General features: G+C 40.5%; 15 protein-coding genes and 1 pseudogene. 11 read left to right on the top strand and 5 right to left on the bottom strand.

Going from position 1 to position 19,104, the window contains the following annotated elements; translation table 11 throughout:
• The first annotated feature begins 56 nt into the window (after positions 1-56).
• Both AC4CU0_RS05695 and AC4CU0_RS05690 read left to right on the top strand, forming a co-directional pair.
• On the top strand, positions 57-845 hold the full coding sequence (locus AC4CU0_RS05695; RefSeq protein ID WP_078190221.1) for an A1S_2505 family phage non-structural protein: 789 nt from the start codon (positions 57-59) through the stop codon (positions 843-845).
• 198 nt (positions 846-1,043) lie between these two features.
• A pseudogene (locus AC4CU0_RS05690) lies at positions 1,044-2,501 on the top strand (sensor domain-containing diguanylate cyclase).
• A gap of 60 nt (positions 2,502-2,561) precedes the next feature.
• On the opposite strand, the gene AC4CU0_RS05685 reads toward AC4CU0_RS05690, so the two are convergent.
• Positions 2,562-2,741: a hypothetical protein gene (locus tag AC4CU0_RS05685; RefSeq protein WP_078190224.1), complete on the bottom strand. Its 180-nt coding sequence runs from the start codon at positions 2,739-2,741 to the stop codon at positions 2,562-2,564.
• A gap of 444 nt (positions 2,742-3,185) precedes the next feature.
• Here AC4CU0_RS05685 and AC4CU0_RS05680 point away from each other — a divergent pair, with 444 nt between their 5' ends.
• The 4 genes from AC4CU0_RS05680 to AC4CU0_RS05665 all read left to right on the top strand — a co-directional run bounded on the left by AC4CU0_RS05680 (position 3,186) and on the right by AC4CU0_RS05665 (position 7,005).
• Complete coding sequence (locus tag AC4CU0_RS05680) at positions 3,186-4,244, top strand: OmpW/AlkL family protein (RefSeq protein ID WP_490742668.1); 1,059 nt, start codon at positions 3,186-3,188, stop codon at positions 4,242-4,244.
• Between the two features lie 244 nt (positions 4,245-4,488).
• Entirely contained in the window at positions 4,489-5,700 is a 1,212-nt protein-coding gene (locus tag AC4CU0_RS05675) for an MFS transporter (protein ID WP_490742667.1), read from the top strand.
• Entirely contained in the window at positions 5,693-5,827 is a 135-nt protein-coding gene (locus AC4CU0_RS05670) for a hypothetical protein (protein ID WP_257221407.1), read from the top strand. Before AC4CU0_RS05675 ends, AC4CU0_RS05670 begins: the two co-directional genes overlap by 8 nt.
• Before the next feature lie 221 nt (positions 5,828-6,048).
• Complete coding sequence (locus tag AC4CU0_RS05665; protein WP_490742666.1) at positions 6,049-7,005, top strand: TauD/TfdA dioxygenase family protein; 957 nt, start codon at positions 6,049-6,051, stop codon at positions 7,003-7,005.
• A 106-nt stretch (positions 7,006-7,111) separates the two neighbouring features.
• On the opposite strand, the gene AC4CU0_RS05660 is transcribed toward AC4CU0_RS05665, so the two are convergent.
• Positions 7,112-8,023, bottom strand: coding sequence for a LysR substrate-binding domain-containing protein (locus AC4CU0_RS05660; protein ID WP_490742665.1), 912 nt, complete (start codon positions 8,021-8,023; stop codon positions 7,112-7,114).
• 102 nt (positions 8,024-8,125) lie between these two features.
• On the opposite strand from AC4CU0_RS05660, the gene AC4CU0_RS05655 reads away from it, so the two are divergent.
• Positions 8,126-8,977, top strand: a complete 852-nt coding sequence (locus tag AC4CU0_RS05655; RefSeq protein ID WP_490742664.1) for a pirin family protein — start codon at positions 8,126-8,128, stop codon at positions 8,975-8,977.
• 94 nt (positions 8,978-9,071) lie between these two features.
• Here the strand turns inward: AC4CU0_RS05655 and AC4CU0_RS05650 are convergent, their stop codons facing one another.
• Positions 9,072-10,055 (bottom strand): alpha/beta hydrolase, encoded by a 984-nt coding sequence (locus AC4CU0_RS05650; protein ID WP_490743466.1) that lies wholly within the window; start codon positions 10,053-10,055, stop codon positions 9,072-9,074.
• Positions 10,056-10,390: 335 nt separating this feature from the next.
• Here AC4CU0_RS05650 and chrA point away from each other — a divergent pair, with 335 nt between their 5' ends.
• Entirely contained in the window at positions 10,391-11,629 is a 1,239-nt protein-coding gene (chrA, locus tag AC4CU0_RS05645) for a chromate efflux transporter (protein WP_490742663.1), read from the top strand.
• Between the two features lie 34 nt (positions 11,630-11,663).
• Here the strand turns inward: chrA and AC4CU0_RS05640 are convergent, their stop codons facing one another.
• Together AC4CU0_RS05640 and sthA are read right to left on the bottom strand one after the other, a co-directional pair.
• Complete coding sequence (locus AC4CU0_RS05640) at positions 11,664-12,776, bottom strand: AAA family ATPase (protein WP_180055041.1); 1,113 nt, start codon at positions 12,774-12,776, stop codon at positions 11,664-11,666.
• A 142-nt stretch (positions 12,777-12,918) separates the two neighbouring features.
• The gene (gene sthA, locus AC4CU0_RS05635) at positions 12,919-14,334 is read right to left on the bottom strand and encodes a Si-specific NAD(P)(+) transhydrogenase (RefSeq protein ID WP_078190237.1); all 1,416 of its coding nucleotides are present in this window, start codon (positions 14,332-14,334) and stop codon (positions 12,919-12,921) included.
• A 206-nt stretch (positions 14,335-14,540) separates the two neighbouring features.
• Here sthA and lipA point away from each other — a divergent pair, with 206 nt between their 5' ends.
• The 3 genes from lipA (at position 14,541) to AC4CU0_RS05620 (ending at position 19,034) form a co-directional block, all read left to right on the top strand.
• A complete protein-coding gene (lipA, locus tag AC4CU0_RS05630; protein ID WP_490742662.1) occupies positions 14,541-15,554 on the top strand; it encodes a lipoyl synthase in 1,014 nt (337 codons plus the stop codon).
• Between the two features lie 420 nt (positions 15,555-15,974).
• A complete protein-coding gene (locus AC4CU0_RS05625) occupies positions 15,975-18,488 on the top strand; it encodes an acyl-CoA dehydrogenase (protein WP_490742661.1) in 2,514 nt (837 codons plus the stop codon).
• Positions 18,489-18,647: 159 nt separating this feature from the next.
• On the top strand, positions 18,648-19,034 hold the full coding sequence (locus AC4CU0_RS05620; protein ID WP_490742660.1) for a carboxymuconolactone decarboxylase family protein: 387 nt from the start codon (positions 18,648-18,650) through the stop codon (positions 19,032-19,034).
• Positions 19,035-19,104: the final 70 nt, after the last annotated feature.

Below are 19,104 nucleotides of genomic sequence, written 5' to 3'. Positions count from 1 at the left end.
GACCTAGCTAAATTTCACCTGCAACATGAACAAAAGGACGCCACAGATCAAACTTTATGACTTACCAATATCATGACGAAAGTATTGTTAAAAACTTAGCTGAAGATACCATTTTTGTTTTTGGCAGCAATATGGCAGGTCAACATGCTGGCGGTGCAGCGCGTACCGCACTAGAGCATTTTGGTGCAATGAATGGTATTGGTCGTGGATGGGCAGGTCAAAGTTTTGCTATTCCAACCATGAATGAGCATTTACAACAAATGCCATTGTCGCAAATTCAACACTATGTCGATGATTTTAAAATCTATACCAAGAATCATCCGAAGACTAAATACTTCATTACTTCGATCGGTTGTGGTGTCGCTGGCTATAAAGTTGAAGAAATTGCCCCAATGTTTAAGGGCATTTCAAGCAATGTGATTTTCCCGATTTCTTTCCGTCCATTCGTTGAAAAAGCATTACCAAAACTGACCTCGAAACTTTTACATACGATTTATCGAGATTCGGTTATTTTCGCACCTTCAACAGATGAATTGGTTGATGTGCTAGCCTTAACCGATAATGAAAAAAGTCTTGCGAAAATTGTGCTGAATACCCAAATGTACCCGACAGATAGCAATGGTCGTGACCGTATTTTTGAAATTGAAGATATTTTGCATGCCCTGAATGGGAAAATATTTGAGTTTCAAAGCAACTCAGAAGGCCCAATGATGTTTGGCGGTGTCATTTTAGCCCTACTTGAACTGTACAATATTAATGAAAAAGATTTTATTGATGTTTGGAAAGCTGAACGTGAAATCGCTGCACCAAAGCCTGAAAATAAAGCCCGTAAAGCCAGCCGCTAAAGGCTCTTTTCACCACATTTGAAACACCCAAAAAGCCAATGTCCATATTGGCTTTTTTTCTACGGTTGACTAATGGTTTTTAGCGACTTAAGTCACACTAAAAATAAAGTTTATTTTATATATCACATTATTTTAATATCATTTTTTTCATCTTATACTACATGCTGTAATTATCATGAAGAATGACGAGCACATAAAATAGACATGCTAGATTCTCCTTTTTTTGAGCTATCCCCCATTGCAATGTGGCTTGAAGATTACAGTGAAGTCAAAAAACAATTTGATCTCTGGCGTCAGCAAGGTGTGCAGGATCTCGCCACTTTTCTTCAACAAGATGAATTACGTATTCTGCAATGTGCAAGAAAAATAAAAATCTTACAGGTCAATACAAAAACGTTAGAACTGTATCAAGCGCGTAATATTGAACATTTATGTCAAAACCTTAATTTAGTTTTTCAGGCGGAGATGTGTCAAACACATATTAGAGAATTGGTTGCATTATGGAATGGGGAAACACATTTTTCCCATTCTGCCGTAAACTATACACTCAGTGGGCAACGCCTAGACATTCAACTCAAAGGCATCGTCCTACCAAATCATGAGCAGGATTTATCAGCAGTCTTAATTACAACTGAAGATATCACGTCTTATACCTAAGCTTGCCGTTTACAAGAACAAAGTCGTCATTTAGCAGAAGCGCGTTTCCATTATTCGCCAACCTCACTTTGGGTAGAAGATTTCAGCCGGATTAAAATAAAATTAGATCAACTTCGCGCTTTAGGTATAGAAGATTTTGTGACATTTTTGGATGTTCACCCCGATTTTGTACAAGAGTGTATTAAGGAAATACTGATCGTTGATGTTAATCAGTCCACCCTTGATTTATTTGGCGCTCAGAACAAAGAAATATTGCTCAAAAATGTACATAAAGTATTTGCCAAAGAGATGCTTCAAACATTTAAAGAACAACTGATTGAACTTTGGAATGGTAATCTACATCATCAACGTGAAGCTATAAATTATGAACTTGATGGCAGTATTCGCCACGTCTTACTACAATTTACTGTATTTCCCGATTATCTTGATGATTGGAGCACCGTGCAGGTTGCATTAACCGATATTACCGCACGTAAAAAGGCTGAAAATTATCTTGAGTATTTAGGTAAGCACGATGTATTGACCAAACTCTATAATCGTTCATTTTATATAGCAGAACTCAAGCGTCTCGAACGCAATCAATTACGTCCTGTTTCTTGTATTTTTATTGATTTAAATGGACTAAAAGAACTCAATGACAGTATTGGGCACGATGCTGGTGACAGTATCCTCAGACGTCTGGGCAACATTTTAAACCAACTTATTCAGCATACGCCCTATTCTGCTTCGCGCATTGGCGGTGATGAATTTGTCATACTTTTACCGGGTGCTGATGATGCAGCATTGCAAAACTGCTTACAAAGTTTGAATGAGTTGTTATTGGTCGATAACCAATTTTATTCTAATCAACCGATGAGTATCTCGATTGGCTGTGCCACCAATGGGCTGAATGAGCGGATGGACGATATGCTTAAACGTGCCGATTTGGACATGTATCGTCAGAAGAAAAAGTATTATCTCAATAAAGACCGTAGAATTCAGTCTGAAATACGCAATTAACATCAATAATTTGCAGTAAAAAAGCCATGGTTTGAACCATGGCTTTTTTATTTAAATCTCTTAACGCTTACCCATCGAACGACGTGTACCGCGTGGTGGCATCCAAGTACGGTCAGCATAACGCTGCGGTTTTGGACGCATATCTTCAAAGATTTCATCCGAAGCATTATCTTCAGCTTTTTTAATCGGAAAAGGCAAATTGACTAAAGCCTTTTTCTTGGGAGGGTTTTGCGTACTCATACGAATAACTCAATTGAATCTGGCGCTATTGTACAAAAAAAATGGTTTTGGTGTAAAAGGCTTTGAGTGATTAGCCTCGATTGACATATAAAGACTCCATAATTAGCTATGAATTTTTATATCTATATAGGACAACAAAACAAAAAGTTGCTTTGAATATGGTCGTTTTAAACTATTTTATTGACCCAAATCAACCAATACACTGTCACTAATGTCAATAAATATTGAATATTTACAAATAGATAGAACCATTTCTAAATTTCAAAAAAGTTAGATTTTTTTACACAAATACCTACTTAAAGCCCTCAAATAATACAAATCATCAAAAATGTTACAGGACTATTACGTTTATTCTTGTTTTCTATAACATTTTTTACGCACTAATTTTGAATAATGAGCACTTAGAAAAATTATTATCAATTTACGGACATGGAGTCCTTTCAAATGAAAAAAAGTGTATTGTGCATTGCTGCTTCAATGGCTGCCCTACCTATGCTCAGTCATGCAGACTCACCATATTTTAGTTTAAAAGATGGCGATGGCTTCAAACGTTTTTCTGTCTCTGTTGGTGCTTTACATGTTATGCCACAAGGTAAAGCGCAGCCATTTCGTGTAAATACTGCCATCAATGAAGGCTATGAGGCAGAAGTTGGCGAAGTTAAATCACAAACAGTAAAAGACAATATTCGAGAAGGGTACAAAGTTCCGCCCCTACTAGAAGTTGCGCTAAATACTTTGGACACTGTTCCTGCTGAAATGAGTGGTAAAGCCACTATTTCAGGACTTGAACAATGGGACAATCCAGGGACCGGTCTTGAAGCAGACGATGTCACCACGCTTGGGATCATGACCAACTATTTCTTCACTGACAATGTATCACTAGAAATGAAAGCGGGTATTCCGCCAAAAGTTGATTTACAAGGCTCAGGAAAAATTTACGCACCATTTTCAGCCATTGCAAAACCACTCGGGGGTGCATTGGGAAATCTTGAACTTGAAAATGATATTTTCATTACCGACTTAGGCGCACATGGTGCAGCAGCTTCTGCACGTGCATGGACTCCGGCTGCTGAAATCCAATATCACTTTGGTAAAACTGGCGTCAATAAATTCCGTCCCTATGTGGGTCTAGGCGTGATGTATGCCTACTTCAATGAATTGGAAATGAATCCACAAATTGAGAAAGATTTGATTGCCGCAGGTCACATGATTGCCAACATTAAAGAAGGTAATGCAGGCGCCTCTTTGGAAGGAAAACCAAGTAAGGCAAACCCAAAAGTTGATTTAGAGGCAACTGATGTATTTGCTCCGGTTGCGACGGTGGGCTTCACGTATGATTTCAATGATAAATGGTTTGCTGTTGGTTCTGTTAGCTATGCACACCTTCAAAATGAAACAACCATTACCGTTACAGATGCGACACACGGCGAACTGATCAAATCTAAAGCGGATATTGAAGTAAACCCGATCCTTGCATATGCAGGTATCGGTATGCGTTTCTAATTAATAACCTGAATATAAAAAAGACGGCTACAGCCGTCTTTTTTATTAGGCTATATATGGTCTTTTATTCTGAGATATCTTTTCAATCTCTTTTAAACACTTTTGAATTTATGCTGAGGCAATTTCCTTTATTCATCCATAGTTACCTATAAAAAAAATTTATTGTTTGGTGAATTAAATTTAATCGCAACTCTGCGTTTATTCGAATACCATTGGATTAAATTTAAAGAATGTAGCCTGCTGTATGTCTGATACTCGTTTCTCAAAGCCCCTGATTTACATGCTTATTGGCAGTGCTATTATTTTGGCATTGTCTTTAGGGGTGCGTCATGCATTTGGCCTCTATCTCGTGCCGATGAGTGATGAATTCGGTTGGGGACATAACGTATTTAGCCTTGCCATTGCCATGCAAAACTTAATTTGGGGTGCTGTGCAACCGATTACAGGGGCTTTTGCAGATAAATATGGCAGTAAGATCGTGGTCGCCGTCGGTGGTGCATTATATGCCCTCGGACTATTACTCATGGCCGTTAGCTCTACCGGTTTACTGCTTAATTTAAGCGCAGGCTTAATTCTGGGTTTGGCTCTCTCAGCCACATCATTTCCAGTTTTGCTCTCAGCCGTAGGACGTGCAGCGCATCCAGACAAACGTAGTTTAGCCATGGGTATTGCCAGTGCCGCAGGTTCTTTTGGTCAGTTCATTATGCTGCCCTCTACATTACTGCTACTGCAAAAATTTGGTTGGTCTTCGGCTTTGGTGGTTAGCGCCATTTTAATTGCGCTTATTATTCCTTTAGCTTGGATGTTAAAAGCACCAATGTATGTTGCACCAAATGCAGCCAATACGCATGAAGCCTCTCTGACTTTTAAACAAATTTTGCAATTGGCTTGGGAGCATAAACCCTTTTGGTTTTTAGCACTTGGTTTCTTTGTCTGTGGCTTCCAAGTGGTGTTTATTGGTATCCATCTGCCGGGTTATTTAATTGATCATGGCTTTAATGCCACTACAGGCACTATTTTCCTAGCGCTCGTTGGACTATTTAATATTGTCGGCACATACACAGCAGGTTGGCTCGGTGGCAAATATTCCAAACCAAAGCTGTTGATGGGACTGTATGGATTACGTGGTATTGCCATTATTGCCTTTCTTTTGCTGCCTTTAAGTACATGGACAATCTATGCTTTTGGCGTCATTATGGGTTTACTATGGCTTTCTACCGTACCGCTCACCAACGGTATAGTGGCCAATATGTTTGGCGTTAAATATCTCAGTATGCTGAGTGGTATCGTGTTCTTTACTCACCAAGTCGGTTCTTTTTTTGGTGGCTGGTTGGGTGGTGTGAACCACGATATGACCGGTAACTATAATGCCATTTGGATTTTTTCGATTGTCCTGAGTATTTTTGGGGTATTGGTACATTTCATGGTTAATGAGGAAAGTGTCATTCATGACTAATTCAACATTATGGTTCCGACTCAGTATTGCCATCAGTATTCTGGCCTTGTTGGCTTTATCCATCGGCTTATGGAGCCAAACACCTGAATTATTTGAATACTTTAACCAAGCGTTTTGTGCGCATTAAAAACGTATTGAAATCTTAATTCCGACCCAAACTGCTGTTTTATCAACACTACAACAGCAGTTTTTTAGCTATTTTCTACACGATTCAATAAAAGCTGCATTTTCAGCATATTAGTATTAATAATACGTTTTTTCATAAACTTAGCTTATTTTTTAATTTTCCATCCTGTGCTTTCTTCCATAGATTAAGTCTCAATAAAGAACAAATTGAGAACTTATGAAATGACCGCATTAACTCAACTTTCGCAAGCCATCCATGATGCTCCACGTTGGCATCAAGCAGAACAATTTCAAGATGGCAATGAAATTCGTATTGAAGCGCAACATGACCAAGCTTTGGGGGCTGTGGTTTATGGTTTAGATGCGCGTAAAGCACAGTCTGGGGAAACCATCTATCGTTTAAAACAAGCGCTGGCAGAACACTTGATTTTAATTTTTAAACATCAAAGTCTAGATGATTTACAGTATCTTGCGTTTGCAAGTTATTTCGGTTCAATCTTCCGTCCCGGTGCAGATATTCCTGTGCTAGCGTCACAAGATGATACCGGTACACCACCAGACGTGGTACTCGTTTCAAATGCAGTCGGCAAAGGTGACTATACTGGACATGGTGAATTGGCTGCGCATGCAGATCATCAGTGGACTCCGCTGCCATCTTTTGGTTCATTACTCTATGCCATTGAACTGCCACAAGACGGTGGACAAACCTCATGGTATAACACCATTAAAGCCTATGAAGCTTTAGATGAAGCGACACAAAAACATTTAGACCAACTTCAACTCATTACCTACAACCCATTTGTCCGTGCCAAAAATAATAAAGGCACAACGGGATATGGCGCTACACCGCTATATCGTTTCAAAAACCAACCGATTGTTGGACATGCCTATCCACATCCGCTTGTACGTACCCATCCAGAAAGTGGCCGTAAAGGTCTGTGGTTAAATGAACGATCTGAAGTGGAATTGGTTCACTACGATGATCAGTCGGGCAGTGAATTGATTGCATCTTTACGTGAACATTTATTAAAACCTGAGTTTCGATATGAACATCAATGGGAAGAAGGTGACATTGTATTTTGGGATAACCAAGCCACTTTACACTCACGCCGCCCTTTCCCTTCAAACCAACGCCGCTTATTAAAGCGAATTAGCTTAGCAGGAGGACGACCATACTAATGTTGAACTTCATGCCAACAATAAAAATAAATAACCCTGTAAAATCCGTGTTTGAGCAATAACTCCAAATAATTAAAATTTTAAAACAATAAGAACACTGCTCAAATTACGGATGATCTATATCTAAGGCCTTAAAACCTGAAATCAAATGGTCTAACATCGCACGCACACCCGGCAGCATGCCTTGTCGTGTCGCGTATGCAACATGGATGACCCCTTGCGGCAATTGCCATTCAGGAAATAGCTCTATTAACTCACCACTTTTTAAAGCATCACGTACAAACACTTTGGGCAAAGATGCGATTCCTACGCCAGAAAGAGCAGCAGAAATCATCGCACTAAAACTGTCAGTTCTTAAGCGTGGATGAAATTCAATTTGTTGAGTTTCACTTTTTTCCCGATGTCGGAAATCCCAAAAATGTTTAGGTCGGTCAAAACCAATACACGGAAAATTTTGAATCTCAGCCAATTGCTGTGGAATTTCACGCTCGAAGAAAAGTTGTGGCGATGCCACCAAAACATGATCCCAAGCATCTAAATCTCGAACGATCAAATCACTATCCATTAAAGGCATATTACGCACACGAATGGCTAAATCTACGCCTTCCTCAATGACATCAACCCGATGATTGGTCGCCATCAGATGCACACTGATGTCTGGATATTGCTGCATAAAATCGGTGACCATTTTTGCAACAGGCATTTCCACCAAAGCCACAGGACAAGAGATTTTAATCTGGCCACAGAGTTGGTCATTCAACGTACTGAGCACAAAGTTTTCCGTTTCGCTGACTTCCTCTAAAATTTTTAAGCAATGCAAATAGAACTGTTGTCCTATTTCAGTTACTGTAAATTTTCGCGTGTTACGCTGAATCAGACGTACACCCAAACGGCTCTCTAATTCTGTGATACGGCGTGATAGCTTAGATTTTGTAATACCCAATGCTTCACTGGCTTTGGTATAACCTTGGTATTTCACCACTTGCACGAAATAGTAATAGTCATTTAAATTTTGCATGATTGTTTCATTTTTAGAATAATCTGTTGAGTTTTTCGCCCTGTCATTCCCTCACTATACCTCAATAATAGATCTCAGAAGCAATAAATTGAGGGCTGAATTATGAATTCAATCAAACGTGTTTATCATAGTGATCGTAGTACTTGGGTGGGCGATGGCTTCCCAACAAACTCTATGCTCCCTATGCAAGAAATGGGCAATCAAACCAGTCCATTTCTCGTTATGGGCTATACCGGCCAATATCATTTCTCTCCAAGTCATCATCAACGTGGTGTTGGATCACATCCACACCGTGGCTTTGAAACAGTGACCATTGTTTATGAAGGTGAATTGGAGCATTTTGACTCTAAAGGAAATCACGGTAGCATTGCCAAAGACGAAGTGCAATGGATGACCGCAGGTCGAGGCATTATGCATGAAGAACATCATTCTAAAGATTTTGCCAAAACAGGCGGAAATTTAGACATGGTACAACTTTGGGTCAATTTACCAAGTCATGCCAAAATGACAGAACCTCACTACCAAGAACTGACTACAGCAAACATTACTGAAGTTAAACTTGCACAAAATGCAGGCGTGGTACGCGTCATTGCTGGCCAATTTGAAGACACATTGGGTGCAGCTGAAACCTTTAGCCCGATGAATGTGCTGGATGTGCGCTTGAATGCAAATGCTGAACAGGAATTTTCATTCAACCCACAGTGGAATAACATGATTTTTGTATTAAGTGGCGCGATCGAAATCGAAGGTCAACGCTTTGATGCGAAACAGACTTTATATGTCAGTGACCAAATATCGTCCTTGAAACTTAAATCTTTTGAAGCAACCAAACTGCTTATTTTAAGTGGCGAAGCTTTAAATGAACCTATTGCGGCACATGGACCATTCGTCATGAATACTGAAGATGAAATACGTCAGGCATTTTATGATTTTCAACATGGTCATTTTGCTTAAATATTTCCACTATAAAGTCCCAATAAAAAAACCGCCTTCTGGCGGTTTTTTTATATCTATTTTGGTATGAATTACGCATCACGCTTTCAACAGATTATTGTGTGACTTTTTGATAAAACTCATCGATTGCATTGACCATTTGATCGAGTCCCGGCTGTTCCAAAGGATAATGTCCTGCATTTTTCAACAGCACGGCATCGACTGGAACTTGGTGAATCCGTGCTAAAAATGGCTGACTTAAAGCCAAAGGCGTCCAGCGGTCTTGTTCAGGCTGCGTTAGTAAAATTGGGCAGACATCAAACTGCTCCGGTGGCGTGTCATTTTTATAATATAAATACGAATCTAGAAATTTAACCGATACACTATTCCCAGCTGACGTTTTATCTTTTAAAAAGACCTGCAATGCTGCGTCATTATTCACCAAGCGATGCATTTTACTTACCCACCGCATCGGCATTGGCAATGCTGAAAATGGTGTATGTGCTGTCACATGAGCCAGTGGGCTGCCCACGCGGCTCATAAATTTATTCAAAGAGACTTGATCACGCACAGTTTTATTTGAAGTGTCTAGAAAGGTCATACCGACGATACCTTTCACCTTTTTATTTTTTGCCGCCACGTGATAGGTCAACATACCACCTGCACTAAGCCCATACAAAACGATAGGACGATGATCTTTTTGTAGCTCGGCTTCAATGAGGTCATTACCTGCTTGAACCCAATCATCATAACGAATTTTTGAGCCCTTTTTGACTTGGGTGAGGCCATAACCGGGCATATCAATAGCGATAGTTTCATAGCCACGTTGTGCCAAAGGATGACCCAAAATCATCGACATTTGTCGACCATTTGTTCCCACACCATGAAACAGAATCACCTTCACTTTTGCCTGTGGATTCCGATAAGTATCTAAGTGAACAGTATGACCCTGCCAACTCCACCACTCTTCTTTGGGTCGCTGCGTTTCTGTTAAATGGTATTCTTTGGGTAGATAGTGCTGAATGCCCTGCCAACTGTTTTGATCTGTATAACTTGCTAATGCTTGTGAAGCAAGTAGCTGATCATCTGCAAATGCCATGATTGAAAGTAACGATGCAATGCCACTCATCAACCACTTCAATAAAGCGCTCAAAATTTCTGATAAGGTGTCTGATTTTGGAGAAGTCATTTTTAGACAATTTTTTATGTGTATGTGCTGATGCTAATCAGCGGCGGAAACCGACGCCATGTGCATGTGGGACAGCACTATGTCACTTCGTCCAATTATCTTTTTCCCTGCTAAGCACTTCAAAATATTTTTGAAGCAGGATTTACATACTCCTGCAATAATCAGCCTTTAAGATCTTTTAACTTTCATAATTTTATCCTTTAGAAATTCATAACCTTACTTTTGATTTTAAATATTGGTAACGTATGAGCCAGTCCAAACCACAACGAAACCTTGTCATCTTTCTCACCTTTTTAAGATTAGGGTGTATTGCATTTGGTGGACCTGCGGCACATTTGGTGTTGTTTTTTCAATATTTTGTGAAACAAGAAAAATGGATAACAGAGCATGAATATGCTCATTTGCTTGCCTTGGCTCAAGTCCTTCCAGGCCCAACAAGTAGCCAGCTCGGCATGGCGATTGGATTTCAACTCAACCGCTATCAAGGTGCTTGTTTTGCATGGTTAGGATTTACTTTACCTTCAGCCCTGCTGATGTGTGCCGCGGCCACTTTAAGTATAAAACTCAGTAATCAACTCTCAACTTTATTCTTTCATGTTATTCAGTTAATTGTACTAGCCGTTGTTGCATGGGCATTTTGGCAAATGATGCGAAGCTTCTGTAAAACAAAATTTCAGTATCTAGTCATGCTTTTAGCTGCATTTTTTATTTATTTCTTTCAATTTTCTCTAAATCAAGTTTTGGTGATTTTATGCGCTGCAATTATCGGTTTAGTTTTATCGTCAAATCAATTACGCAGCCAAAAGCCAAATATCGCCGAAACAGTTCCACCCAAACATGACAATTTTAGCCGGAATGCACATGAAAATACTTGCACCTCTTGGTTATGGCTTCTCGCCTTTATCAGCCCTTTTTTCATTCTGCCATTCTTCGATATACAACACAGCAGTGTCTTGGCATTTAGCTTAGAAAGCTTCTACCGCACAGCGTCCCTCGTCTTTGGTGGTGGACATATTATTTTGCCATTTTTACATCAGGACTTTGTCTCGACAGGACTGATCAGTAATGAAAATTTTGACTTAGGCTATGCCCTTGCACAACTCATGCCGGGGCCTTTGTTTAGTTTCGCCGCCTATCTCGGCACACTTTTACCCATGACTGATGTGCTACTCTTAAATACTGTACTCGCGACTGTGGCGATATTTTTACCATCATTTTTATTATTGTTTGGCTTATTACCGTTTTGGAATAAGTTGATGAAATACCCGATGCTTTTCGGCACCTTAAAAATAATCAATGCTGCTGTCGTCGGTCTATTACTGTGTCTACTATTTCAAATGAGCCAGAAATACATCATTCAATGGACGGACTTTATATTTGTTGCCGTCGTTATTGCTTTACTTCGCAGCAAGCTGCCAGTCTGGTTTAGCTTAATAAGCAGTTTTATCGGCTATTATGCTTTTTTAACTTTTCTACCTTTTTAAACTTAAGCAAAAAAACTATAGCTAAAGGAATAATCTAATCCTCATCGATTAAGCTTGCGCCCTTGACCACGGTCTTCCCCTCGACTTGATCTAGTTGATAATGCTGCACATCACTATACTGTTTGATCATTTCAACCAGTTCATTGGAATGTGTGGTCAACCAAAGCTGCGTATAGCGACTTGCTTCGGCAATCAGCATCGCCAAGGCAGGTAATAAATCGGGATGTAAGCTATTTTCTGGCTCATTCAGTGCCATAAAATTTGGGGGTCTTGGACTCAATAAAGCCACAGCTAAACACAAAAACCGTAAAGTCCCATCTGAAAATTCGGCACTTTCCAAAGGTCTTAAGATCCCTTGCTTTTGCATCATCATTTGAAAGCGCCCACCCATTTCCTGCACATAAAATTGGGTCTGCGGAAAGGCTTTTTCTAGTACTTCAAACAAGGTTTCACTGTTGCCACGCTCACGTAAAGTTTCAAAGGCTGCGGCTAAATTTGTGCCATCATGCGCTAAAACCGGCGAACGAATACCCACCTGTGGGACACGGATCGGTGAATTTCCACTGACTGAAAACTCATGATAAAAGCGCCAGTTTTTCATGGTCTCACGCACTTGTGAAACTTCGGGATATAAGTGTGGATCGGACAATTGTCCAAACACCGACTCTTCTGGTGTTAATGCCATCGGATAAGCAATCCGTTCTTCATCAACATTTTTAAGAAATGCCGCTTGGTTGGTTCTTTCCAACAACTCACTCATTTTTCGACGTAGATAGCCGCTCAACCAAATTCCTTCTAGTTTGACCAAAGGATCGAGTGCAAACAAGGTGATGAGCGGTTCAGGAAAACCAATTTCAAGTTGATATTCATAATGCTCCATCTCCACTGCAAGCTTCATGCGCTTAGGGTCTTTCGATCGATCACCCGCACGGTGACCACCTGCCCACATGATTTTTTGAATCCCGCCCTCATTTGCAATAGCTTGGGATAATTGGCCATTTGCAGCTTCATGTAGGAGACGTACAGCTTTATATAGATTGGATTTACCACAACCATTCGGACCACTGACAATATTCAGACGCGACAAGGTCAAATTCATATGATGAATAGATCGAAAACCTTGAATAGTCACTGAACGGATCGTCATGGGTTACCTAAAATGAGTTGGAAATGTTGATGATTATAAGTTTATTGCTTGTATATTTTTCATGCACTTTATTCTAACAATAAAAAACCCGCAAGCCGAAACTTACGGGTCTTTCATTGCACAATCTAAGTTAAATTTAACCTTAGAATAAGCGGTTCATACCATTCAATGTTGCAACACGGTACGCTTCCGCCATAGTCGGATAGTTAAATGTGGTTTCTACGAAATATTTAATCGTATTGTTCGGGCTGTTCATCACGGCCTGACCAATGTGAATAATTTCCGCAGCATTATTACCGAAGCAATGAACGCCTAAAATTTCTAAAGTATCACGATGGAACAAGATTTTAAGCTCGCCCACGGTATCGCCCGTAATTTGCGCACGTGCCAAATGACGGAAAGATGCCTGACCCACTTCATACGGAATTTTTTCTTCAGTTAACTGTTGTTCAGTTTTACCAATCGAAGAAATTTCAGGAATTGTATAAATACCTGTAGGAATATCCGTTACAGGTGCAATTCCTTCTTCACCGCTCATGTTAGAACCGGCACAGCGACCTTGGTCATATGCAGCAGATGCAAGTGAAGGCCAACCGATTACATCACCCGCAGCAAAGATATTCTCTACTTCAGTTTGATATTGATCATTCACGGTTAATTGACCACGGCTGTTTGGTTTGATACCTACATTTTCTAGGCCTAAACCATCTGTATTACCAGAACGGCCGTTACACCACAAAATCGCGTCGGCTTTAATTTTCTTACCACTTTGCAAGTGCAGAACCACATGATCATCATGTGTTTCAAGATGATCAATCTGTTCGTTGTGGCGAATCAATACACCCTGCTCACGTAAACGATATGACAATGCATCTGAAATTTCATCGTCTAAGTAGCTGAGTAATTTGTGTTGTGTATTGATCAAGTCAACTTTGTGGTCTAGACCAATAAAGATAGACGCATATTCACAACCAATCACACCTGCACCATAAATGATGATTTTTTGGATTGAATAATCGAGATCCAAAATTTTGTCTGAATCAAATACGCGAGGATGATTAAAGTCTAAAGCAGCTGGACGGTAAGGACGTGAACCTGTAGCAATCACTAATTGCTGGAATACTAAAGTTTCCGTCATACCTTCATTGCTAAAGATCAAAACAGTGTTTTGATCTTGGATATACGCACGACCGTGGAAAATATCAATTTTATTACGGTCATAAAAACGTGAGTGAGTTTCAACTTGTTGTTGAATCACTTTATGCGCATTACGTAACACCTGTTTCATCGTGAACTGTTTCCATTCACCGACTTTTTGAAACATAGGGTCACGTTGGTAACGTAAAATGCTTGAAACGGTCTGACGTAATGCTTTACTTGGAATTGTTCCTACATGGGTACAGTTACCACCAAGCTGTTCACGCATATCTACAATTGCAACTCGCTTACCTGATTTAGCAAGTTTCATTGCAGCGCCTTCACCCGCAGGGCCAGAACCCAGAACTACCGCATCGTATTTCACGAAAGTTCCACTAACGACCTCTTTCTTACGTGGCATTCAACGCTCCTTTACAAATATTCTTTAATCTAGGCTGTATTATGACGTATATCCTAACTTTTTTGGATATTTAGCTCACATATATTATGTGATAACCACATTTATTATATGAATATCGTTTTCCCCCTATTTAAGCTCAAGTCCGCTATAATGATCGAGCTAATTTTTTGAATATCTCCTCGTCAAAAACAGTGGAAAAGTTGAATATGTCTGAGAACCGTAAACCTGTACAGGGTGTAAAACTTCGTGGCGCAGAAAAAGTCGCTCGCATACCCGTGAAGGTCATTCCAACGGTTGAAACGCCTCGTAAGCCTGACTGGATTCGGGTCAAAATGGCTGCCCCTGATGAAGTTCAACGTATTAAAACAACTTTACGCGCACAAAAATTACATACCGTGTGTGAAGAAGCGGCTTGCCCGAACTTACCTGAATGTTTCGGTGGCGGTACTGCAACCTTTATGATTATGGGCGATATCTGTACTCGTCGTTGCCCATTCTGCGACGTTGCGCATGGTCGTCCCAATGCTCTTGACCCAGATGAACCACGTCACATGGCAGAAACCATTGCCAATCTTGGTTTGAAATATGCCGTAATTACGTCGGTCGACCGTGATGACCTAGTTGATGGCGGCGCACAGCACTTTGTTGACTGTATTAAAGAAGCTCGTGACTTGAGTCCAAAAACACTTTTGGAAATTCTAGTTCCTGACTTCCGTGGTCGTATGGATGTTGCCCTTCGTATTATGACGGAGTGTCCACCTGATGTCTTTAACCACAACATTGAAACCGTGCCACGTTTGTATAAAGCAATGCGTCCGGGTTCTGACTACCAACACTCTCTAAACTTATTAAAAATGTTTAAAGAATACTGCCCAGATGTACCAACTAAATGTGGTTTGATGGTCGGTATTGGTGAAACTGAAGAAGAAGTGATCGCGTTATTAGACGACTTAAAAGCACACGATGTTGACTATGTCACCATTGGTCAGTACTTACAGCCCTCTAAAGAACATGCCCCGATTGACCGTTTTGTAAGCCCAGAAGAATTTGAGCGTTACACTGCACATGGCCAAAAGCTTGGTTTCAAAAACATTTGGGCTGCACCAATGGTCCGTTCAAGTTACTTTGCTGACCGTCAATACTATGGTGAGCCAGTGCCTGCGGTACGTCGTAAAACTGATCCTGCAAAGAAAATTGCAGTTCAAACCATTGAAGCTTAATCACTCTAAGATTTAAAACATCTCAAAAAAGCCCTCATTGATTGAGGGCTTTTTTGTGGCTTACACCCTCAGCCTAATTCGTTTCCCAATATAATATCTTTCGAAAATAGTGCGTTCTTTACAACTGTATCCAATATTCAACCCAATATATCGAATCATCCAAGTTTACGTAATGTGACATTTCTTTGCCCGATAGGGATTGTGTTGTGATTATTTATTAATCAATCTATTGATAACACTTTATTTGCGCTTTCATTATATTCGCGCAATTGTCCAATCATACTCACCAGCCGAGTGATGCCATTTTGACAGTCTCATGCACTTTAAAATCAGAAAGACAAAAGATGAGATCATTTTTAAACGCATGTAGGCTGTTTTAAACGCATAACGCTCTGGCCCTTGTCACTGGAGCCATAACAAATGCTATTTATACTCAGTGCAGTACTCTTTATTTTTGCTCTTTGGGCCGTTTTTTTCTTTGAACTTTCACGAGCTGTAGGCGCAATAACACTGATATTTGTTTCAATTGCACTCGCCTTTTTAACCCCATGGTCATTAATACTTGGCATCCCGCTTATTGCTTTAAGTTTAGTTATGTTGATTGACCCACTGCGGCTCAATCTGCTCACCAAACCTGCCTATAAAACCTTAGCAAATGCAATGCCGAGTATGAGTATTACGGAACGTGAAGCATTAGATGCAGGAACAAGTTGGTGGGAAAAAGAGCTATTTATGGGCGCGCCTGATTGGAAAAAATTTGAGGCTTATCCCTACCCTCAGCTCAGTACTGAAGAACAATCCTTCATTGATAATGAAGTCGAGCAACTTTGTGCCATGCTCAACGAATGGGATATTCACCATAAACATAAAGACCTCCCTCCAGAAGCTTGGCAATTCATCAAAGATAATGGTTTCTTAGGACTGGTGATTCCAAAATCGTATGGAGGACGTGAATTTAGTTCATTTGCACAAAGCCGTGTCATGAGCAAGATTGCATCCCGCTCACTGACTGCCGCAGTCAGTTGTATGGTGCCCAACTCGCTTGGACCGGGAGAATTACTTCTACACTATGGTACTGAAGCACAAAAAGACCGATATCTCCCAGGCCTTGCCAAAGGTGAAGAAATTCCTTGTTTTGGACTCACTAGCCCTGAAGCCGGCTCAGATGCAGGCGCCATTCCAGATACAGGTGTCGTCTGTTATGGCACCTTTGAGGGACAACAAGTGCTCGGCTTAAACATGAACTTCTCCAAACGCTGGATTACCCTTGCACCGATTGCTACCGTCATTGGTCTGGCATTTAAACTATACGACCCAGATGGCTTATTGGGAGATAAAAATAAAACGGAATATGGCATCACCTGCGCCCTATTACCAGCGAGTCATGACGGTGTCATTACAGGCCCTCGTCATAATCCAGGCTCACCGTTTATGAATGGGACAGTTGAAGGTAAAGATGTCTTTATTCCCTTAGACTGGATCATTGGTGGGATAGAAAATGCCGGTAAAGGCTGGCGTATGCTAATGGAATGCTTAGCGGTTGGTCGTGGTATTTCACTCCCTGCATTGTCAACGGCAGCTGGAGAAATGGCATATTTAAATGTCGGAGCATTTGCCAAAGTTCGTCAGCAGTTTAAAATTTCTGTAGGTAATTTTGAAGGTGTACAAGAAGCATCGAGTGATATCGCTTCAGATGCTTATATGCTTGAAGCATTTCGCTATTTGGTGACTTGTGGTTTAAACCAAGGCGGCAAACCTGCTGTGATGACCGCAATGGCTAAATACTATGCCACTGAAACCATGCGTAAAGTAGTTAATCACGGCATGGACATCGTCGGTGGACGTGCCGTGCAAATGGGACCTCGTAATTTTTTAGCTTTGAATTATCAGGCCATTCCTGTGTCAATTACTGTCGAAGGTGCCAATATTCTAAGTCGCTCTCTGATGATTTTTGGACAAGGCTCAATGCGTTGCCATCCATATTTATTTGAGGAGCTACAATTACTTCAAGCCGAAGATAAAAACACTGCACTCAATACATTCAATGAAATGCTGTTTAAGCACTTAGGCTATACCTTTAACCGAACTGCACGTGCCTTTGCTTATGCGTTCACAGGTGGCCCATCAGACTCACCAGCTTCAGCAGATGAATTTAGCCGCCCCTACTATAAAAAAATTAACCGCTTTAGTGCCGATTTCGCGCTGACTGCAGATATGTGTCTTGGCCTATTAGCCGGCGATATTAAACGTAAAGAAATGCTCTCTGGACGACTTGCAGACATTCACTCTTATTTATTTATCGCGACAGCTATTCTTAAATATTATGAACAAGGTCAAAGAAGTGAAGCTGAACAATTACATGCGCAACTTGCATTAGATAAAGCTTTGTACAATGTTGAAGAAGCTTTCCATGGCTTATTTGATAACTTCCCAATGCGACTAGCAGCAAGCGTAGTAAAAATCATCTGCTTTCCGTTTGGACGAGTTGTTGCTAAACCGACAGACCGTTTAAAACGTGAAGTTGCCACTCAAATGATGCTAGACAATACTTTCCGCCAAGAACTGAAAAAGCACGTGTATTACAGCACTGCAGCAGATGAAGTTTCTGGTCGTATGGAAAATGCCTTTTTACAATTGTTGAAAATTGAACCGCTGTGGAACCAATTTAAAAAAGCTGAATCTAAAGGCCAATTCAAAGGTTTAACTTTTGAAGCACATATAGAAGATGCGATTGCACAAAAAGTCATTACAGCCTCTGAAGCTGAACAGCTCCGCACTTACAACATTCAACGCTATGACAGCATACTCACAGATGTATTTGACATGCAGCTCATCCACGAACTTGAGTTATCCAATCCACATTTAACCGTTACACCAGGAGTGAAAAAGCAACAACACACCGATGATGAACCAGAAGCATTTCTGCGTTATTAATCAGCTTCTGCATCGCTTTTAAACTTAATTTTACTCAAAATAAAAGCCATTCCACTGTTAAACAATGGGATGGCTTTTTTATACGACCATCAGCCAATGGTATCGCAGAGTCAAAGGTATAGGCTGTACTGCAAAATTACATCACAGAGGGTTTGCTACATGTCACAACAAGATTATGAAAATGGCTTAAAAGTTCGTACTGAAGTTATGGGTGAGAGTTTCGTCAAACGTGCGCAAGACAATACCGTGCCATTTACTCAACCTTTGCAAGATTGGATTAATGAGCATGCATGGGGTTCAACTTGGCAGCGTGAAGGCGTTTTACCCCGTAAATATCGCTCACTGATTACCATTGCATTTTTAACTGCACAAAAAAGTCCAACAGAACTCAAGGGTCATGTCCGAGGTGCTTTAAATAATGGGGCGACTGTAGAAGAAATTCAGGAAGTGTTACTTCATAGTTTGCCATATTGTGGCGCACCGGCGACTCAAGAAGCCTTTCGTGCGGCATTTGAAGTCATTAATGACTATCAAAAATCTGAATAAGTCGCTACGTTATAAAACAGCTTTAGAAAACTGCGATTATCGTGGTTTTCTAAAGGGTTTCATCTTGTTT

The organism is Acinetobacter sp. LipI_15 (genome assembly GCF_058242865.1).
This window is presented reverse-complemented; position numbering and strand designations above follow the sequence as displayed.